This is a genomic window from Gottfriedia sp. ABJ_BB2_2 (genome assembly GCF_055484705.1).
Window position 1 is genome coordinate 31,087 of record NZ_JBVFKR010000010.1, and the last position, 23,676, is coordinate 54,762.

A 23,676-nucleotide genomic window follows, 5' to 3' on the forward strand; every position below is an offset into this window, starting at 1 on the left:
AAACCAATGACAGTCGTTTTTGATTTAATTATATAGTTGATTGATCATGTGGGATTTTGGCAATTAGATCTGTATATGCGTCTTGTATTTTCTGAGTGATCACACCACGTTTTCCAGTTCCTAGAGCATATGTTTTTTCGTCAAGTAGAACTGAAACGATTGGCATAATTTCTGCTGTCGTTGAAGATGTAAATGCTTCATCAGCATGAAGGAATTCATCTATTGTAAATGCCTTTTCTTGAATTGAAATTCCTTCTTTTTTAGCAATATCTATGATGACTCTTCTAGTGATTCCATTTAAGATTAAGTTATTTGCCGGATGAGTATATAAAGTTCCATCTTTTACGACAAATACATTTGTCGAAGAGCCTTCTGTGATGATTCCATCTCTATGCAAAACCGCTTCTTTTGCACCTTTTTCATGTGCTTTATTTTTAGCAAGTACACTACCTAATAAGTTTAAGCTTTTAATATCGCATAGTAACCATCTAATATCTTCTGTTACATGCACAGTAATTCCTTGCTCCATAAGTTTTAATGGGCGTTTTTCTTCCTTAACTGTATAAGCAACTAATTGAGGTTTTAAATCAGGTTGGTCTCGGTATATATGATTTCTGTCCATTACACCTCTAGTAATCTGTATATATACATAACCAGTACTGTAATCACATGTGTTCATTAAATACACTAGGTCACTTTCAAGCTTCTTTAAATGCATTTTGAAAGGGATATTGATTTTCTCACAGCTTTCTTTCAAGCGAATTAAATGTGCTTCTAATTCAAAATAAGACTGATCGTAAAAACGAACGACTTCATAAACACCATCACCAAACTGATAACCGCGATCTAAAATATTTACATTAGCAGACTTTAAATCGACAATTCGGTTATTTAATAAAACTTTCGTCTTCATTGGTTTGCACTCCTTTGTAATTGAAAATCTAGAATTCTACAATTCAAAATTATTTTTTAAATAGTTAGATATTTTATGTTACATTCAATATAACATATGTTCATAAAATATTTTGTAAAAAGGAGAGAGAACGATGAAAATATTAGTTTTAGGAGCAAGCGGGTTAGTAGGCAAGGCTTTATTGAAAGAATTATCGTCTAGCTTCGCTGTATATGGTACATATCATCAATCAAAATTAAGCTTAAAAAACGACCAGCAGCTTCAATGGAATATAACGGATTGTAAGAGAATACTAGATTGGATTGAAGAAATAAATCCCCAAATAATTATTTCATGCTTAAGAGGCGCATTTGACATACAGTTAGAAGTACACTATCAAATCATTCAAAAGATTAAATCCACAAAAACAAAGCTATTATTTTGTTCAACAACAAATGTGTTTGATGGAGAAATTACAAAGCATCATGCCGAAGACGATACACCTCTAGCCACATCAGATTATGGTCAATTTAAAATTCAATGTGAAAAATTAATACAAAGCGAGTTAGGCGGGCAAGGTGTTATTTTGAGATTACCAATGGTATGGGGGAAAAATTCTCCTAGACTAAAAGAGATTAAGGATAAAATTTCAAGTAGTATTGAAATTGAAGCTTATGAAAATATTTATTTGAACCATGCATCAGATCAGAGAATCGCAAAACAAATCCGTTCAATTATAGAAAATGATTTGACAGGCATTTTTCATTTAGCTACTACTGATATCGATTCACAGTTTTCTTTTATTAGTAAACTAGTACAATCTCTTGGTACAGATGTAAAAATGAAAGCGATAAAAGTTGAAGATGTAGAGAAATACAATTTTGGATTGTTAATTAATCGATCAGATCTACCTTCAGGATTTACATATGACAATGATCAATTGATTAGTGAAATCGTTTAGGAGCTTGGTTTTAAAATGAATAAACTAAGTAGGTAGGGAAGAAAAGATTAAATTTTCTTAATATTTTGATTGTATAGCGATAATATGTATCATATACTAATTTTAGTATGAACCTACTATAAAATACTGGTGGTGAATGGTATGGAGGAACTAAAAGCAAAACCTTGGGTGAGTCAATATCCAGAGCAGATACCTACTACATTAGATAGTGATTTTGAACTTCTTCCTATATATTTAAAAAAGACAGCCACTAAATACCCAAATAAGAAAGCGCTTAACTTCCTAGGGAAAGAGATGACATTTAAAGAAATTTATGTGCAATCTCTTAGATTTGCAAATTATTTGAGGAATTTAGGAATTAAAAAAGGTGACCGGGTAGCAATTATGTTACCAAATAGTCCACAGGCAGTAATTGCATATTATGGCATATTGTTTGCAGATGCCATTATTGTTCAAACGAATCCACTTTATACTGAACGCGAGCTTGAATATCAAATGAATGATAGTGGTGCTTCAGCTATTATTTGCTTAGATTTATTGATTAATAGAGTCCATTCAGTCAAAAATAATACGAAACTTAAACATATCTTTGTAACCTCAGTTAGAGATTATTTGCCAATCATAAAAAAAGTATTATACCCACTATCAAAGCAACCAAAAGCACCTGAAATGCCAACAGATCCATCAATCCATCAATTTAATTATATTATGAAAATATCTGCACCCGTCGAAATAGAGTTAACAAACAGTAGTGTAGATGACGTAGCAATTCTTCAATACACAGGTGGCACGACTGGTTTTCCAAAAGGTGTAATGCTTACGCATAAAAATTTAGCTTCGAACACGTTAATGTCAGAAAAGTGGTTATATAAGAGTCGTAAAGGGGAAGAAAAAATCCTTACTGTACTACCATTTTTCCATGTTTATGGCATGACTGCTTGTATGAATTTATCAATTATGTGTGCGTATGAAATGATTATTATTCCGAGGTTTGACCCCTCACTAATGTTAGAAGCAATTAAGAAATATCGTCCAACACTGTTTCCGGGTGCACCGACAATGTATATTGCATTATTAAATCATCCTGATCTATCAAAATATGATATTTCATGTATCCATTCATGTTTAAGTGGCTCAGCTGCCTTACCTGTAGAAGTTCAGGAACAATTTGAGAAAGTTACTGGTGGTAAATTGGTAGAAGGTTACGGATTATCAGAAGCTTCACCAATTACGCATAGTAATTTTTTATGGGACAGACGAGTTTCAGGAAGTATTGGTGTTCCTTGGCCAAGTACTGATGCCAAAATCGTATCATTGGAAACAGGGGAAGAATTACCTGTTCGAGAAATTGGTGAATTAATTGTTTCCGGTCCACAAGTTATGAAAGGATATTGGAATAGACCTGAGGAAACTGCTGCAACATTAAAAGACGGATGGTTATATACTGGTGATTTAGGCTATATGGATGAAGAAGGATTCTTCTATATTGTTGATCGCAAAAAAGATATGATTATTGCAGGTGGATTTAATGTATATCCAAGAGATGTAGAAGAAGTTTTATACGAACATGAAGCAATTCAAGAAACTGTCGTAATTGGCGTACCTGACCCATACAGAGGTGAAACTGTAAAAGCATTTATTGTTTTAAAAGAAGGTAAATCAGTTACAGAAAGTGAATTAGATGAATTTTCGCGTAAATACTTGGCTGCATATAAAGTGCCGAGACAATACGAATTTAGAACAGAACTGCCAAAGACTGCAATTGGTAAGATTTTAAGAAGAACACTAGTTGAAGAAGAAAAACAAAAAAATGCGAAAGAAAACACAGAAGAGAAACTTTCTTAATTCATGATAAAGGGATGTAGAACCTACATCCCTTAGATTGTATACAACACTCAGAGAAGACGATTTATGTACTTTATCTACATACTTTTTTATTTTTATTGTCTTTATTCTAAAGATTGTTACTTTTTGGATCATCAACTAACGCATTTTTATTTAGTAACAATGTATAAGAAAACAGGCTACTTTTTAGATGATTCAAGAATTGTGAATTCGGACGAATTTGTCAGTGAAAACATGGTAAACTACTTGTATGGAAATTTTTAGAATTTAATTAAAAACTGAAGGATATCGTAACGGAAATCTTCAGTCAAATAAATGATAAAAATTATTAAAGGATAATTGACAATTTTCTGATAAGTTAGTATTATGAAAATATGAATGATTATTCATTCACTGTACAAAGGAGTAATAAAAATGAAAAGAGATAAACCAAAATTTAAACAAATAATAGATGCTGCTGTAGTGGTTATTGCTGAAAACGGTTACCACCAAGCACAAGTTTCAAAGATTGCGAAAAAAGCAGGAGTAGCTGATGGAACAATCTATTTATATTTTAAAAATAAAGAATCTATATTAATTACATTGTTTGAAGAAAAGATGGGTGTCTTTGCTGAAAAAATTCGTGAAGAAATTGCAGGTAATCGCGACGCAGTATCGAAGTTATTAACGTTGGTGAAAACACATTTTCGTGAAATGTCGAATGATTTAAATTTAGCCATCGTAATGCAATTAGAAGTTAGACAAACAAATCTTGATCTTCGTGTGAAAATTAATGAAGTACTAAAAGAGTATTTACACATCATTGATTCGATCTTAATCGAAGGCGTTAAGGAAGGTTTGTTTGATGAACATTTAGATATTAGAATGGCTAGAAAAATGATTTTTGGCACGATAGATGAAGTTATGACGCATTGGGTAATGACTGGCCAAAACCAGGATTTGGAGGCAAATGCCGAGAAAGTTCACCAATTGTTAATAAGAGGATGCGGATATCAAAAAGAACGTTCTAGTACTTTAGGACAATAGGGAGGAAAAGTTGTGGGCTTACTTCAATGTTCAGTATCGAATGGTGTTGCATTTTTAACAATTCAAAATCCACCAGCAAATGCAATGTCTTCTGTGGTCTTTGCAGAAATGGTACAGCATCTAGAAGCATTAGAAAAAAATGATGATGTACGAGTACTAGTATTCCATGGTGAAGGCAGATTTTTTTCTGCAGGAGCTGATATTAAAGAATTTACCTCATTTAAAAGCGCCGATGATGCAGCAGCTGTTGCAAGAAAAGGTCAGCTAGTATTTGAGCGTGTTGAAAATTATTCTAAACCGATCATTGCCGCAATTCATGGTGCTGCATTAGGCGGAGGACTTGAATTTGCAATGAGTTGTCATATTCGAGTAGTAGCGCAGAATGCAAAGCTAGGATTACCTGAATTAAACTTAGGTATTATTCCAGGGTTTGCAGGTACACAACGATTACCAAGATATGTAGGTAGAGACAAAGCCTTATTAATGATGGCGACAGCAGAACCAATTTCTGGTGTAGAAGCTGGTAAATATGGTCTAGCAACTATTGTAGTCCCTGAAGAACAATTATTAGAAGAAACAACTACTTTAGCGTTAAAAATTGCACATAAAAGTAAACAATCAATTGAATATGTACTACAGCTACTATCTTCTACAAGAACGACTTCATATCATGAGGGCGTTGAAGAAGAATCTAGATTATTTGGAGATATTTTTACTTCTGAAGGTGCGAAGGAAGGAATTTCTGCATTTTTAGAAAAAAGAAAACCTGTGTTTCATAAATAAGTAGTTTACTATTTAAAAAAATAGATGTAGTTAACATTTCCTAGGAGGGTTTAAAGATGAATATTTATGTACTATTAAAAAGAACATTTGACACTGAAGAAAAAATTACGATTTCAAATGGTGCGATTCAAGAAGATGGCGCTGAGTTTATTATAAATCCATACGATGAGTATGCAGTAGAAGAAGCAATTCAAATCCGTGATACACATGGCGGTGAAGTAACGGTCGTTACGATTGGCAATGAAGACAGTGAAAAAGAACTTCGCACTGCATTAGCAATGGGTGCTGATAAAGCTGTTTTAATTAATGTTGAAGATGATATTGTAAGCGCTGACCAATTTACAACATCTACACTTTTAGCTAAGTATTTAGAAGATAAAGATCCTTCTATTATTCTAGCTGGTAATGTTGCAATTGACGGTGGTACAGGTCAAGTAGGTCCTCGCGTAGCTGAATTATTAAATATACCTTACGTGACAACAATCACTAAACTTGAAATTAGTGGTTCAACTGCAAAAATTGAGCGTGATGTAGAAGGAGATACAGAAATTATCGAAACATCTCTGCCATTACTAATTACTGCTCAACAAGGTTTAAATGAACCTAGATACCCTTCATTACCAGGTATCATGAAAGCGAAAAAGAAACCTTTAGATGAACTAGAATTAGATGATTTAGATTTAGAAGAAGATGATGTTAAAGCTAAAACGAAGACAATTGAAATTTACCTACCTGCAAAGAAGGAAGCTGGTAAAGTATTATCTGGTGACTTACAAGACCAAGTAAAAGAATTAGTATCATTATTACGTTCTGAAGCGAAAGTAATTTAATCTAATAATGAATTGAACTAAATAATAGAGTAATAGAAAATTTTGGAGGGAAATAACATGTCACGTAAAGTATTAGTATTAGGCGAAGTTCGTGAAGGATCATTACGTAATGTATCATTCGAGGCAGTAAGTACGGCTAAGACAATTGCTGAAGGCGGAGAAGTGGTAGCTGTATTAGTAGGTCAATCAGTAGCTGGATTAGCTAGTGAAATGATTCAATTTGGTGCAGATCGTGCGGTTGTAGTTGAAGATGAAAAATTAGCTTCATATACATCTGATGGATTTTCTCAAGCATTACTTGCAGTAGTTGATCAAGAAAAACCGGACGGACTAGTATTAGGTCATACTGCTTTAGGTAAAGATTTATCTCCTAAACTTGCAGCTCGCTTGCAAAGTGGATTAATTTCTGACGTAACTGCAATTGAAGTAGCAGGTGGAAATATTGTATTCACTCGTCCAATATACTCTGGTAAAGCTTTCGAGAAAAAAGTAATGGTAGATCCTTTCGTATTTGCGACAATTCGTCCAAATAATATCGCACCATTAGAAAAAGATACTACTCGTAGTGGGGACGTTGCATCACTATCTGTAGAAATTAAAGATTTACGTTCTATCGTAAAAGATGTGGTACGTAAAGCAAGTGAAGGTGTAGATCTTTCAGAAGCTAAAATTATTGTAGCAGGTGGACGTGGAGTTAAAAGCGAAGACGGCTTTAATCCATTAAAAGAACTAGCAACAGTATTAGGCGCAGCTGTTGGAGCATCTCGTGGTGCGTGTGATGCTAATTACTGTGATTACTCACTTCAAATTGGTCAAACTGGTAAAGTTGTCACACCAGATTTATATATTGCATGTGGTATCTCTGGTGCAATCCAACATTTAGCTGGAATGTCAAACTCTAAAGTGATTGTTGCAATAAATAAAGATCCAGAAGCGAATATCTTCAAAGTTGCAGACTACGGAATCGTAGGAGACTTATTTGAAGTATTACCATTATTAACTGAAGAATTTAAAGCAGTATTAGTAAATTCATAAGATAAATTGCTTATTTTAAGCAAAAGGAAAAGGACTTCATCTTCTAGATGCGGTCCTTTTTTGTGTTCTAGTAAGAGAGAACTATGTTTTTTACATTCTTACAATAACAGATCCGCCACCACTCGTAATAACTTGATTTTGTTTCTGTTCAATTGACCGAAGCAATTCATTGTTTGCTTCAATTGCCTTAACAAGGTTTTGTATTTGATTTTCAAGATTTACGATTGATTGCATCATCTGGTGATTATCCATATAAGTATGATCATTTCTAGTAGGGTATTGTGGATAATGATTCCAAAAAGGGTGCATACATTCTTCTCCTCCTTTTACTAGACTCATGTACTATATAGTACGATTATCTAAAGTAAGAGTTCGCCTATTTTTCATGATTAGGGAACAGAACGAAATCAACAGTTCAATAAAAGCTGTTTAGTATACTTGTAGCTATTTAAGAATACGTTAGTTGATACAACTCCAGGTCGCTAGGTCGCTCCCTTTCTGTGAGATGGGAGCTGAAGCCAATGGTATAGGCATTTTAAAATCACTACGTCCTGTCGTAACGCATACATCACCCACATCCAGTGGACCTCCTGAGGATCTCAGCCTTCCAATAGGAGTCTTACCTTCCATTATTATTTAATTCTATTTTCATAGTTCAAAGCTATTAAGCAAAAATTTTTTAGAAGAGAGTAAAAAAAATAATCCCCGAACGAATTCAAGGATTACGATATATGTCATTATGAAATTGCTTTTTCTAGTTTATTGGCCATTTCTTCGACTTCGTGGCGTTTTTCAATTTTTCTTTCAATCTTTTCAATTTCTTCTTTATTTCTAAGAAGAGATTGTTTATTTTCATTTACTAATTGATTAAACGATTTACGAAATGTTTTTCTCATGTTTGCCACTCCTATCTTAATAAATTTCTGAATATTTATTTATATTCGAAAATATCTTAACATAAAAATCTAAGCACAAACTCTTGGAATTATTACAATATTGTGTCCTTGAAAATGAGAAGCCATTAAATGTTTAAAAGGAAAAGTACAGTTTAATTAATGTTTGTATAATCTTTTTCGTAAACTTCTACTTCAATGCCATCAGTATTTGTTTTATTTTCTACATATGCAAATCCGTGTGACTTCCAAAATTGCTTTGCTTTTTGATTATCTAATAAAACACCTAATCTTAAAGCATGGATATTTTCTAGACTTTTTATTCTTTCTTCAAATAACACAAATGCATTCGTACCAAATCCGTATCCTTGGTAATCGCCGTGAATCATTAATAATCCAAGCCAAGGAAATCCATCTCTAGGGTTATGTTTTAAAAAGTCGATTAAACCAATATATGTATCATCTAATTTAATAAAATAAGTTTCACTTTGATTTGTAGATTGGAAATACTCTTTAAAAAGCTCTTCTTTTGTTCGAGTAAGAGCTCCATTTTCCATGACATTATAATTTTGATTTGAATTGGTAATTTCGACGATTACGTCAATATATTCTTTTGTAATTTTTTCAAATGTAATCATTTTTTTAATCCTTTCATTGGTATATCAACAATTTGTTTGGAAATAGTAAGTTTGAGCAAATTAATAGATAGTGCTATTTCTCGTATGGTATACTTACTTTAAAATTATAACAAATTAAGTCAAACTACATAATGTACTTATGTAGAGAGGCGATAGGAGGAAATAAATATGGCAATTGTAAATGCATCTAATGCAACGTTCGCAGAAGAAACAAAAGAAGGTGTAGTATTAGTTGATTTTTGGGCAACTTGGTGTGGTCCTTGTAAAATGATCGCTCCAGTTTTAGAAGAATTAGCTTCTGAATATGGTGATAAAGTTAAAATCGTTAAAGTTGATGTTGATGAAAACCAAGAAACAGCAGCTAAATTTGAAGTTATGAGTATCCCTTCATTATTCGTTCTTAAAGATGGTGAAGTAGTAGAGAAAACTTTAGGCTTCAAACCAAAAGAAGCTTTAGAAGAATTAATTACACCACATCTTGGTTAATATTAATTTGTAGGAAATGCACTCAATTTATGAGTGCATTTCTTTTTTTTTGTTCAATATTATCTGTAAGCGTTTTATTAAAAAGATTTAATAATTCTCTTGTTGCGAAACATGTTTTGGAGGTATATATTTAATAAGCGTTAATAGTTAATACACATTAAATATTTATATAAATTAAATAAAAAGTTAGGAGGTTAAGTGTTGGGTAATACAAATGAATATATTGAACGAATTCAAATCGCACTTCAACAATCAATTCATAAAATGCAGCCTGAGATGACTGAAAATATGAATAAGCATGGAGTAACGCCTACTCAATTTTTTGTACTAATGTTATTAAAGAAAAAAGAAAGTGCAAAAAGCTCTGAAATCGCAGAATTTATGGGTGTGAAACCAAGCGCAGTTTCATTTATGATTGATCGTCTTGAACATAATAATTATGTTTACCGAGAGCATGATAAAAAAGATAGAAGAGTAGTGAATATCATGTTAAGCGATTTTGGTAAAGAGAAACTAGACCAAGTTATAACTGAGCGAAAAGCAATCGTGGACAGATATTTATTAAAACTAACCGAAGAAGAGCTTTTACAATTTGCCAAAATTACAGAGAGACTTGCAGAAATTGTAACTTCATACGATTAATACACATTTCTAAAGCATAATGAAAGATAGAGATAAGGGGGAAATACATTTTGAGTACAAATACAACGATTCAAAACGAAGGGAATAAAAAGTTATTACTTATTGGTCTAATCATTGCAATGTTCTTCTCAGCACTTGATGGAACGATCGTAGGAACAGCAATGCCAAAAATTGTAGGAGATTTGGGTGGACTTAGCTTAATGACATGGCTTACTACGTCCTATCTTCTGACTTCAACAGCCGTTGTACCTATTGCTGGTAAGCTAGCTGATCTTTTAGGTCGTAGAAGCGTATATGTTGCTGGTTTAATTATATTTATGGCGGCATCAGCACTTTGTGGTATTGCAAATAACATGACAGAATTAATTATTTATCGCGGTATTCAAGGTATCGGTGGTGGTGTAATGATGCCGATGGCGATGATCGTAATTGGTGATATGTTCACTGGTAAAGAGCGAGCGAAATTCCAAGGTATTTTTGGTGGACTTTATGGTTTAGCATCTGTAATTGGACCACAAATTGGTGGATGGATCGTCGATTCTTTAAATTGGAAATGGGTATTCTACATTAACCTTCCAGTTGGTATTATTGCAACAATCTTTATTGCACTTGGTTTAAAAGGACGTAAAAATACAGGACCAATTAATTTTGATATAGCTGGTATGGTAACAATGATAGTTGGTGTTGTTAGTTTACTTCTTGCTTTAAGCCTTGGTGGTGTTGATTATGCTTGGGATTCTTGGCAAATCATTGGTTTATTTGTTTTAGCAGTAGTAGGTATTGTAAGCTTTGTTATTGTAGAAACAAAAGCAAAAGAACCAATTCTACCGATGCATTTCTTCAAGAACAGAACATTTGTTACATTAAACTTAATTGGTTTCTTCATGACAATCGCAATGTTTGGCGCGATTATGTTTGTACCATTTTTCATGCAAGGAATTGTTGGAGTGAGTGCGACTGAGTCTGGGACAATTATGACTCCTATGATGATTACTATGATTATTACTAGTATAATTGGTGGTCAGCTAGTCTTCAAAATCGGAATTAAACCACAAATTATCGCTGGAATGTTTGTAATGGCAATTGGATTATTTTTATTATCAACACTTGATATGGATTCAAGTAAATTAATTGCGACAACTTTTATGGGTGTAATTGGTTTAGGTCTGGGATTAGTAATGCCAACAATCACCTTAGCACTTCAAGAATCATTCGATAAATCGGAACTTGGGGTCGTAACCTCATCAAGTCAGTTCTTCCGTTCAATTGGTGGTACTTTTGGTGTAACAGTACTTGGTGCTGTAATGAATAGTAAATCAGGTGATCTTTTATCAAAAGAATTAGTTCCAGTTTTAAATAAATTACCTGAACAAGCAGCTCCAATTGCAGATAAATTTAAAGATATGATCGATACAAACCCTCAAGGTTTATTCCAAATGCTATTTAGCCCTGAGGCAATGAAACAAATTCCATCTCAAATTTTGGACCCTATGTTTCCTATTATTAAAACATCATTGATGGAATCATTACACAGCGTGTTTTTAACAGGGTTGATTTTCATCGTGATTGGCGCGTTTATTACGTTTTTCTTAAAACAAATCAAATTATCAAACCGTAAAGCAGGTACGGATTCAGAAGAAAATGAAGAAGTTAAGGTAGAAACAGCAACTTCATAAACAAAATAAAAACCTAGGGCTAACCATAACGGGTTCTCCTTTGGGAGAGAAAAGTAGAAATTAAATTGCCTAATGACAGACCAATTTACAAAAAAATGGTCTGTCTATTTTATTGTTAAATCAAGGTTTTCGTTAAATAAGAATTAAAAATAGCAGTAAATTAGCATATTAATTAACATTGTCTCTGCTGATTTATGTGTTATTTTTAAGATAAATAGTCTGTTGAAAACTATGCTATTTTTTAATTAAAAGCTCTGTTAATATTAATTGTTGATTTTAGCAAATGCCATTAGAGTATGAAAAGAGAATCGTACACTAGAGAGTGATTGGAATGGAAGGTACGAAGACTCCTATGGGAGATGCGGGAAACTTGAGACCCCGCAGGCTTGCCGAGGAGGCTCAAGTCACGCCCCATGGAAAGCGAAGTACCCGGAATGGAAATCAACAGTCTTCTTTAACAGAGCCAAATAAAAAAAGAGCATTGACTGTTATATCAATTCTCTTTCAGTGTTATTTATAGTGTTAATTTGTCACGAAATATATTGCAATTTATACCGTGAAAAATTGTTTTCCCTCCTAGAAGAGAACCCGTTAGGCTAACCAAGGGTTTTTTATTTTTACTTTTTATTTCAGACATATATATTATATTGCCTCAGATAATTTTCTGCTTTTACTTTTACGTTTATTTCTCACTATGATAAAAGACAAGATTAAACCAGTCCCAGTTAAAATAAATATCCCAATTCCACTTATTAATCCTATCATACCAGTATGTAAACTTTTTATTGAGAATGCAGATTGAGCAGGAGGGGTTTGTCCGAAATTTGGCAAATTTTCACTGCTTATAGACGAACTATCATTTAATTGATTCCCTAACTGGCTACTCTGTTGTTGACTATTATTATCTTGAGTTCCAGGAAATTGACCTTGCATAGAGAAACCAGATCTATCTGCACCTTTATTAAAATACATGATAATCCCGGTTGTAGATTCTATAAATAGAAATATTGATACAATGACTCCAATCCAAAAATGAACTTTTCTTATTTTTTTCATTTTATTTTTCTCCCTTTACTGTTTTGAATAGCAAGTTATACAATAATGGGAGTTCCTTAAATTAAACTTAATGGATGAAAATATTTTCAGTTTTTATAAATGCAGATTATAATTAAATTAACAAATTACCTTAGAAGGAGGGTAGGACATTGGACAATCATTTGAAAGAAAAATTAAGTCTTTTACCTGATCAACCGGGATGTTATTTAATGAAGGACATTCAAGGAACAATTATTTATGTAGGAAAAGCAAAAGTATTAAAAAATCGTGTTCGGTCATATTTTACGGGATCTCATGATGGGAAAACGTATCGCTTAGTCCAAGAGATTGTAGATTTTGAATATATTGTTACTTCTTCTAATATGGAAGCACTCATTCTAGAGATGAATTTGATTAAAAAATATGATCCGAAATATAACATTATGTTGAAGGATGATAAAACTTATCCTTTTATTAAAGTAACTGCAGAGAAACATCCGAGATTGATCATTACTCGTAACGTAAAGAAAGACAAAGGGAAATACTTCGGACCATTTCCTAATGTAACAGCTGCGACGGAAACGAAAAAATTATTAGATCGTTTATATCCATTGCGTAAGTGTTCCACTTTGCCTGATAAAGTTTGCTTATATTATCATATTGGACAATGTCTTGCACCTTGTATAAAAGATATAACTGATGAGCAAAACCAAGAACTAGTAAATGAAATCATAAGATTTTTAAATGGCGGGGAAGACCAGGTACGAAAAGAGCTTGAAGCAAAGATGATGGCAGCTTCAGAAGCATTAGATTTCGAACGAGCGAAAGAGTACCGAGATCAAATTATCTCTATCGAAGCAACAATGGAAAAGCAGAAAATGATGAACAGTGACCTAGTTGATCGTGATGTATTTGGTTATGCTGTAGATAAAGGCTGGATGTGTGTACAGGTTTTCTTTGTTAGAAGAGGAAAATTGATTGAGAGAGATGTATCTTATTTTCCAATTTATGACGAACCTGAAGAAGCATTTTTATCATTTGTTGGCCAATTTTATGAGAAGACACATAATATAAAGCCAAAAGAAATTTTTGTACCAGATAAAGTAGATAATGATCTGTTAAAAGAATTACTAAAGGTTCCAGTTCTCCAACCTAAAAGAGGACAGAAAAAAGAATTAGTTGTATTAGCAAATAAGAATGCGAAAATCGGATTACAAGAAAAATTCAAGTTGATTGAAAGAGATGAAGAGAGAACGATTAAAGCAATCGAAAAGCTTGGAGAAATATTAAATATCGAAACTCCTTATCGAATCGAAGCATTTGATAATTCTAATATTCAAGGTACTAATCCAGTATCTGCAATGATTGTATTTATTGATGGAAAGCCTTCTAAAAAGGATTATAGAAAATATAAAATTAAAACTGTAATCGGTCCAGATGATTATGATTCAATGCGTGAAGTAGTAAGAAGAAGATATTCAAGAGCACTGAAAGAAAACCTACCTCTTCCGAATTTAATTATCGTTGATGGGGGTAAAGGACACTTATCAGCAGTTGAAGATGTGTTGCAAAATGAGCTAGGGTTGTTTATTCCAACAGCAGGTTTAGTAAAAGATGAAAAACATCGTACATCTGAATTATTAATAGGGCAACCACCTCAAATTGTGCAATTAGGTAGACAGAGTCAGGAATTCTTTTTATTACAACGTATTCAAGATGAGGTTCATCGTTTTGCAATTGAATTTTATCGTCAGCTTCATAGTAAATCTATGGTTCAATCAGCTTTAGATGGCATTACTGGAGTTGGAGGAACTAGAAAGAAAGCATTATTAAAACATTTCGGATCTGTTAAAAAAATTAAAGAGGCAACAATTGAAGAGCTTATTCAAGCAAAAATTCCGAAAAATGTTGCGGAAGAAATCTATCAACACTTTAGAAAGTGATAGGGTATTTTTCATCCTTAAAAAGTCTTAGTTTGAAAATGTGTTAGAAAAGCATAGAATCAGTGAACTAGTCATAAGGACAAAAATTCCTTGACACTATTTTCAAAATAATTTATATTAAGTTAAAAATATAATATTTTCTCTCGTAATAGAGGTGCAAAACTTAAGAGTATGCTGTCATAGACGTGTGGCGTTGATATGGACAGTTGAAAGGAAGTTTTGCCGAAATGAAATGAATCCACAATTCTTTTCGTTGGGACTGCATTTAATAGGTGTAGTACTGTCGCATACTAAATGCGGGGAGCTATTGAAGAGATGTTGATGATTTGTCTATTTTATTACAATTTTGTAAATTAGGCGCGTGAACATTGCTTCACGCGCTTTTTTGTATTCTTTTTTATGAAAAATAGGTGAGGATGAGAAAAAATGGGAATTATTGTTCAAAAATTTGGAGGGACTTCAGTCGGTTCAATCGAGCGAATAAAACATGTTGCTGATACAGTAACAAAAGCCTATAAAGAAGGTAATAGTGTAGTTACAGTTGTCTCTGCAATGGGACATCATACTGATGAACTCGTTAATCTTGCACAGCAAATTAGTCCACAAAATAGTAAGCGTGAAATGGATATGCTTTTAACAACTGGTGAGCAAGTCTCAATTTCTTTATTAGCTATGGCAATTCAGGCTAAAGGATTTAAGGCAATCTCATTAACTGGTTGGCAAGCAGGAATCCATACAGAATCTATTCATGGTAATGCTCGCATTGAAACAATTCAAACAGAAAGAATACAGCAATTGATCAATGAAGGGTATATTGTGATTGTCGCAGGTTTCCAAGGGTTAAGTAATGAAGATGAAATTACAACTTTAGGTCGTGGTGGTTCGGATACTACTGCAGTAGCGTTAGCGGCTGCATTACAGGCAGAACGTTGTGATATTTATACTGATGTTTTAGGGGTTTATACAACGGATCCAAGAATCGAGCCAGAAGCTACTAAATTGAGTCATGTTTCATATGATGAAATGCTAGAGCTTGCTGCTTTAGGTGCAGCTGTTTTACACCCTAGGGCAGTAGAATTTGCAAAAAATTATGGATTAGTTATACAAGTAAGATCAAGCCAACATGATGAAATTGGTACGTTTATTGGGGAGGAAAATCAAATGGAACAACAATCAGTCGTAAGAGGAATCGCTTTTGAATCAAATGTCACAAGAATGACTTTAAATGGTTTACATAACCAAGTCGATCTTTTACCGAATATCTTTACAATACTTGCAACAGAGGGAATTGACGTAGACATTATTATTCAAAGTGTTACATCAGATAATTTAGTGAATCTTTCATTTTCTATTAAATCAGAAAATATGTTAGAAACTATCACAATTCTAGAATCTAAAAAAGAATATTTAGGATATGTTTCATTTGATTTTGAGAGCGAGCTTGCGAAAGTTTCGATTGTTGGAAGTGGTATGGTTTCAAATCCAGGTGTTGCGGCAAATATGTTTAAATTTTTAGCTGAAGCTAGTATACCGGTAAAAATGGTCAGTACGTCTGAAATTAAAGTTTCAACTGTTATTCCAAAGTCGCAATTACAAAATGCTGTTCATGCTCTGCATAAAGGTTATGAGCTAGATCGAGTTCAAGAAGAAGTAGTTGTAGAAGGATAAAATAAAAAATCCCCTTTAATCATCATTTTCCTTTCAATAGGAACTAGGATTAGAGGGGTTTTATAACATTTTAGCGAAATATTACCATATAATAGAAGTAGTAATTGGTAATGGAGGTTTTGATTTGATAAATGCAGGGATTGCTTATGGGGATATAGTTTTTCAATTAATATTATTAATACTTCTTATTCTATTATTCGTTTTTATTAGTTTATTTCTCATGAATTATATTATTAAAGGTGTTAAGAAAAATAAACAATTAGATGAAATGAATCGCAAACTAGATGAACTAATAAAGAAAAGCGAAAAAGATAATATGAAATAAGCCTGATCAATTAAATGAACAGGCTTATTTTTATTTTTTTGTAACTGGATCTTTTAGATCCCATTTTACTTGAAATTTTACTTTATCAGAACGTTTACTTTGCTCTTCATATGTTTCTGCAATTACATCGATTTGTTGTTGAATTTGCATTGCAAGAAAGCCTGCTTCCAATTGATAAGATACGTCTTTTTTATGTTGATTTCTGTATGTAACTAGTTCAGAAGTTAAGACAAAATGTACTTCTTGTTTTTTTTCATCTACAACCGTTAAAGTTCCCCAACCTGCAGTTTCAAAAAATTCAATAATTTCTTCAAATGTTGCTAATGGATATTTTCTAGCAATCATTTTTCCCGCCCAATATAATATATCATGTTGCTCTTTCCCTAATAATTCTGTAAGTAAATCATTTCGTAAGAGTTCGTAGCCGAAACCAGAAATATTCCCTGGAGTTTTTAAAATTTCATTGCCGTTCATCATGGTCGAATAGCTCTCCCTTTCCTTAAAAAACATGTATTTATTATATACAATAAACAATAATAAAAACAATAATTGAAAACCTGATTATTTGTAGATTTACCAATATAATTGAGAAGTTTTTTCAGTAAAGAAAAATGTACGCGTTTTCTTGACCTGTTATATTAACAGGAGTAAAATGAACTTTAGATAAATCTCATAAAAATTTAGATTTTTATGGAAATTACATTATTTTCTATTTTTCTAGAATAATAGAAGCAGTAATTTTATTTTCATGTTCACAAACTAAAGGGGGCAGGGTTTTACATGAGCAACAAGAATGGCCAGGAGTTTTTCCTTAGAAAACTTCATTCATTGTTAGGAGTAATTCCAGTAGGAATATTCTTAATGCAGCACTTAGTTGTCAATCATTTTGCAACGAATGGAGCAGAATCATTTAACAAAGCTGCTGAATTTATGGCGAATTTACCATTCCGCTATTTATTAGAAATTTTTATTATCTTATTACCGATCTTATACCATGCTATTTATGGACTATACATTGCTTTTACAGGCACTAGCAATGTGAAAAATTATGGTTATTTACGAAACTGGTTATACTTATTCCAACGCATTTCTGGAGTTATTACTTTAATCTTTATAACATGGCATGTGTGGCAAACCCGTATTGCGGCTCAATTAGGTGCAGAAGTAGATTATGATATGATGGCTAATATTTTTAGCTCGAAATTCATGATTGCGTTCTATATTGTAGGTGTTATTTCAACAATTTTCCACTTTGCTAATGGATTATGGTCATTCTTCATTTCTTGGGGAATTACTGTAACACCTAAATCGCAACGTATTTCGACATATGTTACTTTAGGAATTTTCGTTGCTCTATCAATCGTTGGATTACGTGCGATTTTTGCATTCATTGATCCGCAGTTAGCAAACATGTAAGGAGAGAGAGACATGAGTGGAAAAGTAATTATTGTTGGCGGTGGATTAGCTGGATTAATGGCTACAATTAAAGCCGCTGAAGCTGGTACAAAAGTAGATTTATTCTCATTAGTTCCTGTTAAACGTTCACATTCGGTTTGTGCACAAGGTGGAATTAATGGTGCAGTTAATACAAAAGGTGAAGGTGACTCTCCATGGGAGCACTTTGATGATACGATTTATGGTGGAGATTTCTTAGCAAACCAACCACCAGTTCAAGCAATGGCGGAAGCAGCACCTGGAATCATCCACATGATGGACCGTATGGGTGTAATGTTTAACCGTACACCAGAAGGACTGTTAGATTTCCGTCGTTTTGGTGGAACTCAGCATCACCGTACAGCATTTGCTGGTGCAACGACTGGCCAACAATTATTGTACGCATTAGATGAGCAAGTTCGTCGTTATGAATCAGAAGGTCTTGTTCAAAAGTTTGAGGGTTGGGAATTTTTAAGAGTTATCGTTGACGACGAAGGAGTTTGTCGTGGTATCGTAGGACAAAACTTATCATCAATGGAAATTGTTAGCTTCCCTGCTGACGCAGTAATTATGGCTACAGGTGGACCTGGAATTATCTTTGGTAAATCAACAAATTCAATTATCAATACAGGTTCAGCAGCAGCAGCAGTTTACCGTCAAGGTGCAACATACTCAAATGGTGAATTTATTCAAATCCATCCTACTGCTATCCCTGGAGATGACAAAAACCGTTTAATGAGTGAAAGTGCTCGTGGTGAAGGTGGACGAGTTTGGACATATAAAGATGGTAAGCCATGGTATTTCTTAGAAGAGAAATATCCTGCATATGGAAACCTTGTGCCAAGGGATATTGCTACACGTGAAATTTTCTCTGTATGTGTTGACCAAAAACTTGGTATCAACGGAGAAAACATGGTGTACCTAGATCTTTCTCATAAGGATCCAAAAGAGTTAGATATTAAACTTGGTGGAATCATTGAGATTTATGAGAAATTTACTGGTGATGATCCGAAAAAGGTACCAATGAAAATTTTCCCAGCAGTTCACTATTCAATGGGTGGATTATGGGTTGATTATGATCAAATGACAGCTATTCCTGGATTATTTGCTGCAGGTGAGTGTGATTATTCAATGCACGGTGCAAACCGTTTAGGTGCAAACTCACTATTATCAGCTATTTATGGTGGAATGGTTGCTGGACCAAATGCAGTTAGATACGTAAATGGTTTAGCTAAGTCTGCTGATGATGTTTCATCTTCAGTATTTGATCGTAATGTTTCTGAAGAAAATGAAAAAATGAATCGTATTCTATCTATGGATGGAACTGAAAACGCCTACCTTCTTCATAAAGAGCTTGGAGAATGGATGACTGACAATGTAACAGTTGTTCGATTCAATGATAGACTATTAAAAACTGATGATAAAATTCAAGAGCTTCTTGAGCGTTATCAAAATATTAATATTAACGATACTGCTAAATGGAGTAATCAAGGTGCTACGTTTACACGTCAACTTGAGAACATGCTTCATTTATCACGTGTTATTACATTAGGTGCTTACCACCGAAATGAAAGTCGTGGAGCACACTATAAACCAGAATTCCCAGAACGTAACGATGAGGAATTCTTAAAAACAACAATGGCAAAATTCGATGAAAAGTTAAAAACACCGATTTTCCATTACGAAGAAGTAGATACTTCATTAATTCAACCAAGAAAACGTGACTATTCTAAGAAGAAAGGGGATAAACAAAATGCATAATGGGACAATGACTGCTGAAAAGACAATTACATTTATTGTAAAACGTCAAGATTCACCAAATTCAACACCTTATGAAGAAACTTTTCACATCCCTTATCGTCCGAATATGAACGTAATCTCGGCTTTAATGGAAATTCGTAAAAATCCTAAAAACGCTAAGGGTCAGGAAACTACAGCAATCACTTGGGATATGAACTGTCTTGAGGAAGTTTGTGGTGCATGTTCGATGGTAATTAACGGGAAACCACGTCAGTCATGTACTGCGCTAGTTGACCAATTAGAACAACCAATTCGTCTTGAACCAATGAGTACGTTCCCAGTAGTACGTGACTTACAAGTTGACCGTAGCCGTATGTTTGACTCTTTAAAACGTGTTAAAGCTTGGATTCCAATTGATGGAACACATGATTTAGGACCAGGACCAAGAATGCCAGAAAAGAAACGTCAATGGGCTTATGAGTTATCTAAATGTATGACTTGTGGCGTTTGCTTAGAAGCTTGTCCAAACGTTAATAGTAAATCTAACTTTATTGGACCAGCACCACTTTCGCAAGTTCGTTTATTCAATGCTCATCCAACTGGTGAAATGAATAAAGAAGAACGTCTACATGCGATTATGGGCGATGGTGGACTTGCAAACTGTGGTAACTCACAAAACTGTGTTCAATCTTGTCCAAAAGGAATTCCTTTAACAACTTCAATTGCAGCATTAAACCGTGCTACAACAATCCAATCTTTCAAAGATTTCTTTGGTAGCGACGAAATTTAATAAAACAAAAGACATGTCCATATGTGGGCATGTCTTTTTTCGTTCGGACTTAGTTATTATCTTAATAAAGAAATTTAAATATTAAATGATCGCATCCAAAGTAGTATGAAAAAATGAGTGAATATTCATTCTTTTTTTGAAGAAACATATGTATAATAGAATTAATATAATAAGGAGTGATCGTATGGGGAAAATGAGTTATATTTCAAACTTAGAGGAATGGCAGACAAGTTTTTCTTTTAATATAACGATTAAGGTTCGTTTCAATGAAACTGATATGTTTGGGCATATGAATAATACTGTGCCTTTTACGTATTTTGAAGAAGCTCGTATTGAATACTTAAAACACTTAGGTTTTATGCAAGAATGGATTGCATTTGATAGTGAAGTCATTCCAGTGGTAGCAGATTTACAGTGTGATTTTTTACAACAAGTCTATTTTGATGATAAAATCGATGTTTTTGTAAAGGTTAATAGCATTGGGAATTCATCAATAGATGTCCATTATATGGGCGTTAATGAAAATGGAATGGTTTGTTTTACGGGGCGAAATTCACTCGTAAATCTGAATCGTAGAACTGGAAGAAGCGAAAAATGGAAAACTGAGTGGAAAGAAAAATTAGAAAATGATTAAATATTGTCCAAAAGGTTTAAATTAGGTAATAATGTCACATACTTTATAAAAGTTGAATAGAATAATATAACATTTTGACTATTCTCTAGATGAGTACTTGAAGAATTCAATAACTTTTTATATAATACTTTTATATGAATAATTGATAAGCATTGATCAAGGACAAGAGCGTTCAAAACGATAGTAAGAGAGGAATTCACATGGTGCGAGAATTCTCTATACGTTGAATGACTTACCACCTTGTAGCTATAGTGGGGAACGTATGTCGTATACAATTAACTGCTATCGGTGTAGACCGTTAAAACATTGAGAGTAATGTATACTTTTTTAGTGTACAACAAATTAGGGTGGAACCACGAGCACATTCGTCCCTACGAGTGTGCTCTTTTTTATTTGCAAAAATTTATTATTAAAAGGAGTGAACTAAATGATTTCAGTTAAATTACCAGATGGATCTATTCGCGAGGTGGAGCAAAACACAACAGTAGAAGATTTCGCTGGTTCAATCTCCATTAGCTTAAAGAAAAAAGCACTTGGTGGAAAAATAAATGGAAAATTAGTTGATTTAAATACACAAATTACAGAAGAGTGTGAAGTACAAATCATCACACAAGATGATCAAGAAGGATTAGAAATGATGCGTCATAGTTCTGCGCACATTTTAGCTCAAGCAGTTAAACGTTTATACAAAGATCAAAAAACTGCATTTGGTGTAGGACCAGTAACAACAGATGGTTTCTATTATGACATCGATCTTCCTGTTTCAATTAAAGTAGAAGACCTACCGAAAATTGAAAAAGAGATGGAAAAAATTATTAAAGAAAATTTACCAATCACTCGTTCAGAAGTTAGTCGTGAAGAAGCGATTAAATTCTTTGCAGAATTAGATGATGAGTTTAAATTAGAATTAATCCGCGACCTACCAGAAGATGCTGTCATTTCTATGTATACTCAAGGTGAGTTCGTTGATTTATGTCGTGGACCACACGTACCTTCAACTGGTCGTGTAAAAGCAATTAAATTATTATCAGTTGCAGGTGCATATTGGAGAGGCGATGCAAACAATAAAATGCTTCAACGTGTGTATGGAACTGCATTCCAAAGTAAAAAAGAATTAGAAGAGCACTTACATTTATTAGAAGAGGCTAAAAAGCGTGATCACCGTAAATTAGGTAAAGAGCTTGAGTTATTCATGTTCTCAGAAGAAGCACCTGGTATGCCATTCTTCTTACCAAAAGGTACAATTATTCGTAATGAATTAGAGCAGTATGAGCGTGGTCTTCAAACTCGTAAAGATTACCAAGAAGTTCGTACTCCATTTATCATGAACCAGCGTTTATGGGAGCAATCAGGTCACTGGCACCATTACCATGAAAACATGTACTTTACAGAAGTTGATGAAACAAATTTCGCGTTAAAACCGATGAACTGTCCAGGTCACATGTTAATCTATAAAAATAAATTACATTCATATCGTGACTTACCAATCCGTATGTGTGAAAACGGTCAAGTACACCGTCATGAATTCTCTGGTGCATTAAACGGTATGATGCGTGTTCGTACATTTACTCAGGATGATGCACATATCTTCTGTCGCCCAGACCAAATTGAAGGCGAAATTATTGAAGTAATTAACTTAATTAAAGAAATCTATGGTGTATTTGGATTTACTTATAAAGTAGAATTATCAACTCGTCCAGAAGATTCAATGGGTTCTGAAGAATTATGGAACTCTGCTGAACAAGCATTAGAAAACGTTCTGAAATCAGAAAACCTTGATTTTAAATTAAATCCTGGTGATGGTGCATTCTATGGACCGAAAATTGATTTCCACATTCAAGATGCATTAAAACGTAGCTGGCAATGTGCTACAATTCAATTAGATTTCCAAATGCCAGAAAAATTTGATTTAACTTATGTTAATGAAGATAATCAAAAAGAACGTCCAGTTGTTATCCACCGTGCAATTTATGGATCAATTGATCGTTTCTTAGGAATTCTAACTGAACACTTCGCTGGAGCATTCCCATTATGGTTAGCACCAGTTCAAGTTGCAGTTTTACCAATTTCTAGCGTTCATAATGAATATGCACAAAAACTTGCTGATCAATTAAAAGATGCAGGAATTCGTGTTGAGGCAGACTTACGCGGTGAGAAAATTGGATACAAAATCCGTGAAGCACAGCTTCGTAAACTACCTTACATGTTAGTTGTTGGGGACCAAGAAGTTGAAAACAATGCTGTAGCGATTCGTAAGCGTGGCGAAGGCGATATTGGCACTCAATCATTTGATGCATTCTTAGAAATGGTTAAGCAACAAAAACAAGATAAAGTTTTATTCTAATATTAAAATCCTCTATCGATTGGTAGAGGATTTTTTTAGTTAAAAATGCTAGAAAT

23 protein-coding genes and 1 riboswitch are annotated in these 23,676 nt (G+C 33.5%); of the genes, 17 read left to right on the forward strand and 6 right to left on the reverse strand.

The genetic code is table 11. From position 1 onward, the window contains the following. Positions 1-28 precede the first annotated feature (28 nt). Positions 29-913 (reverse strand): D-amino-acid transaminase, encoded by an 885-nt coding sequence (dat, locus tag ACX6U0_RS17680; protein ID WP_464961193.1) that lies wholly within the window; start codon positions 911-913, stop codon positions 29-31. A 133-nt stretch (positions 914-1,046) separates the two neighbouring features. Here dat and ACX6U0_RS17685 point away from each other — a divergent pair, with 133 nt between their 5' ends. The 6 genes from ACX6U0_RS17685 to ACX6U0_RS17710 all read left to right on the forward strand — a co-directional run bounded on the left by ACX6U0_RS17685 (position 1,047) and on the right by ACX6U0_RS17710 (position 7,372). Beyond that, positions 1,047-1,853, forward strand: a complete 807-nt coding sequence (locus ACX6U0_RS17685; protein ID WP_464961194.1) for a sugar nucleotide-binding protein — start codon at positions 1,047-1,049, stop codon at positions 1,851-1,853. A gap of 141 nt (positions 1,854-1,994) precedes the next feature. Continuing rightward, the gene (locus ACX6U0_RS17690; RefSeq protein WP_464961195.1) at positions 1,995-3,698 is read left to right on the forward strand and encodes an AMP-binding protein; all 1,704 of its coding nucleotides are present in this window, start codon (positions 1,995-1,997) and stop codon (positions 3,696-3,698) included. Between the two features lie 414 nt (positions 3,699-4,112). Then, on the forward strand, positions 4,113-4,724 hold the full coding sequence (locus tag ACX6U0_RS17695; protein ID WP_464961196.1) for a TetR/AcrR family transcriptional regulator: 612 nt from the start codon (positions 4,113-4,115) through the stop codon (positions 4,722-4,724). Positions 4,725-4,736: 12 nt separating this feature from the next. Then, the gene (locus ACX6U0_RS17700; protein ID WP_464961197.1) at positions 4,737-5,507 is read left to right on the forward strand and encodes an enoyl-CoA hydratase; all 771 of its coding nucleotides are present in this window, start codon (positions 4,737-4,739) and stop codon (positions 5,505-5,507) included. Between the two features lie 56 nt (positions 5,508-5,563). Next, on the forward strand, positions 5,564-6,337 hold the full coding sequence (locus tag ACX6U0_RS17705; RefSeq protein ID WP_464961198.1) for an electron transfer flavoprotein subunit beta/FixA family protein: 774 nt from the start codon (positions 5,564-5,566) through the stop codon (positions 6,335-6,337). A 57-nt stretch (positions 6,338-6,394) separates the two neighbouring features. Then, positions 6,395-7,372, forward strand: coding sequence for an electron transfer flavoprotein subunit alpha/FixB family protein (locus tag ACX6U0_RS17710; RefSeq protein ID WP_464961199.1), 978 nt, complete (start codon positions 6,395-6,397; stop codon positions 7,370-7,372). Between the two features lie 90 nt (positions 7,373-7,462). Here the strand turns inward: ACX6U0_RS17710 and ACX6U0_RS17715 are convergent, their stop codons facing one another. From ACX6U0_RS17715 to ACX6U0_RS17725, 3 genes are all read right to left on the reverse strand, one after another. After that, positions 7,463-7,681, reverse strand: a complete 219-nt coding sequence (locus tag ACX6U0_RS17715) for a hypothetical protein (protein ID WP_464961200.1) — start codon at positions 7,679-7,681, stop codon at positions 7,463-7,465. Positions 7,682-8,109: 428 nt separating this feature from the next. Next, the gene (locus ACX6U0_RS17720; protein ID WP_464961201.1) at positions 8,110-8,268 is read right to left on the reverse strand and encodes an FbpB family small basic protein; all 159 of its coding nucleotides are present in this window, start codon (positions 8,266-8,268) and stop codon (positions 8,110-8,112) included. A gap of 152 nt (positions 8,269-8,420) precedes the next feature. Next, positions 8,421-8,903 (reverse strand): N-acetyltransferase family protein, encoded by a 483-nt coding sequence (locus tag ACX6U0_RS17725; RefSeq protein WP_464961202.1) that lies wholly within the window; start codon positions 8,901-8,903, stop codon positions 8,421-8,423. Between the two features lie 168 nt (positions 8,904-9,071). Here ACX6U0_RS17725 and trxA point away from each other — a divergent pair, with 168 nt between their 5' ends. The 3 genes from trxA (at position 9,072) to ACX6U0_RS17740 (ending at position 11,707) form a co-directional block, all read left to right on the forward strand. Beyond that, positions 9,072-9,389: a thioredoxin gene (trxA, locus tag ACX6U0_RS17730; protein WP_088003600.1), complete on the forward strand. Its 318-nt coding sequence runs from the start codon at positions 9,072-9,074 to the stop codon at positions 9,387-9,389. A gap of 201 nt (positions 9,390-9,590) precedes the next feature. Beyond that, entirely contained in the window at positions 9,591-10,031 is a 441-nt protein-coding gene (locus tag ACX6U0_RS17735; protein ID WP_464961203.1) for a MarR family winged helix-turn-helix transcriptional regulator, read from the forward strand. 68 nt (positions 10,032-10,099) lie between these two features. Beyond that, positions 10,100-11,707 carry an MDR family MFS transporter gene (locus ACX6U0_RS17740; RefSeq protein WP_464961270.1) on the forward strand — a complete coding sequence of 536 codons (1,608 nt, stop codon included), beginning with the start codon at positions 10,100-10,102 and terminating at the stop codon, positions 11,705-11,707. A gap of 642 nt (positions 11,708-12,349) precedes the next feature. Here the strand turns inward: ACX6U0_RS17740 and ACX6U0_RS17745 are convergent. Next, positions 12,350-12,763 (reverse strand): hypothetical protein, encoded by a 414-nt coding sequence (locus ACX6U0_RS17745; protein WP_464961204.1) that lies wholly within the window; start codon positions 12,761-12,763, stop codon positions 12,350-12,352. Between the two features lie 149 nt (positions 12,764-12,912). Between ACX6U0_RS17745 and uvrC the strand changes: the two genes are divergently transcribed. From uvrC to ACX6U0_RS17760, 3 genes are all read left to right on the forward strand, one after another. After that, on the forward strand, positions 12,913-14,685 hold the full coding sequence (gene uvrC, locus ACX6U0_RS17750) for an excinuclease ABC subunit UvrC (RefSeq protein ID WP_464961205.1): 1,773 nt from the start codon (positions 12,913-12,915) through the stop codon (positions 14,683-14,685). A gap of 141 nt (positions 14,686-14,826) precedes the next feature. After that, a riboswitch (Lysine riboswitch) is annotated at positions 14,827-15,000 on the forward strand. Positions 15,001-15,111: 111 nt separating this feature from the next. After that, complete coding sequence (locus ACX6U0_RS17755; protein WP_464961206.1) at positions 15,112-16,353, forward strand: aspartate kinase; 1,242 nt, start codon at positions 15,112-15,114, stop codon at positions 16,351-16,353. A gap of 124 nt (positions 16,354-16,477) precedes the next feature. Then, complete coding sequence (locus ACX6U0_RS17760) at positions 16,478-16,678, forward strand: DUF4083 family protein (RefSeq protein WP_464961207.1); 201 nt, start codon at positions 16,478-16,480, stop codon at positions 16,676-16,678. Between the two features lie 30 nt (positions 16,679-16,708). On the opposite strand, the gene ACX6U0_RS17765 is transcribed toward ACX6U0_RS17760, so the two are convergent. Next, on the reverse strand, positions 16,709-17,155 hold the full coding sequence (locus tag ACX6U0_RS17765; protein ID WP_464961208.1) for a YslB family protein: 447 nt from the start codon (positions 17,153-17,155) through the stop codon (positions 16,709-16,711). Positions 17,156-17,458: 303 nt separating this feature from the next. Here ACX6U0_RS17765 and ACX6U0_RS17770 point away from each other — a divergent pair, with 303 nt between their 5' ends. The 5 genes from ACX6U0_RS17770 to thrS all read left to right on the forward strand — a co-directional run bounded on the left by ACX6U0_RS17770 (position 17,459) and on the right by thrS (position 23,620). Continuing rightward, on the forward strand, positions 17,459-18,094 hold the full coding sequence (locus ACX6U0_RS17770; protein WP_464961209.1) for a succinate dehydrogenase cytochrome b558 subunit: 636 nt from the start codon (positions 17,459-17,461) through the stop codon (positions 18,092-18,094). A gap of 12 nt (positions 18,095-18,106) precedes the next feature. After that, positions 18,107-19,873, forward strand: coding sequence for a succinate dehydrogenase flavoprotein subunit (sdhA, locus tag ACX6U0_RS17775; protein ID WP_464961210.1), 1,767 nt, complete (start codon positions 18,107-18,109; stop codon positions 19,871-19,873). 7 nt (positions 19,874-19,880) lie between these two features. Beyond that, entirely contained in the window at positions 19,881-20,642 is a 762-nt protein-coding gene (gene sdhB / locus ACX6U0_RS17780) for a succinate dehydrogenase iron-sulfur subunit (RefSeq protein ID WP_464961271.1), read from the forward strand. 184 nt (positions 20,643-20,826) lie between these two features. Next, the gene (locus tag ACX6U0_RS17785; RefSeq protein WP_464961211.1) at positions 20,827-21,276 is read left to right on the forward strand and encodes an acyl-CoA thioesterase; all 450 of its coding nucleotides are present in this window, start codon (positions 20,827-20,829) and stop codon (positions 21,274-21,276) included. Between the two features lie 427 nt (positions 21,277-21,703). Beyond that, on the forward strand, positions 21,704-23,620 hold the full coding sequence (gene thrS, locus ACX6U0_RS17790) for a threonine--tRNA ligase (protein WP_464961212.1): 1,917 nt from the start codon (positions 21,704-21,706) through the stop codon (positions 23,618-23,620). The last annotated feature ends 56 nt before the right edge of the window (positions 23,621-23,676 follow it).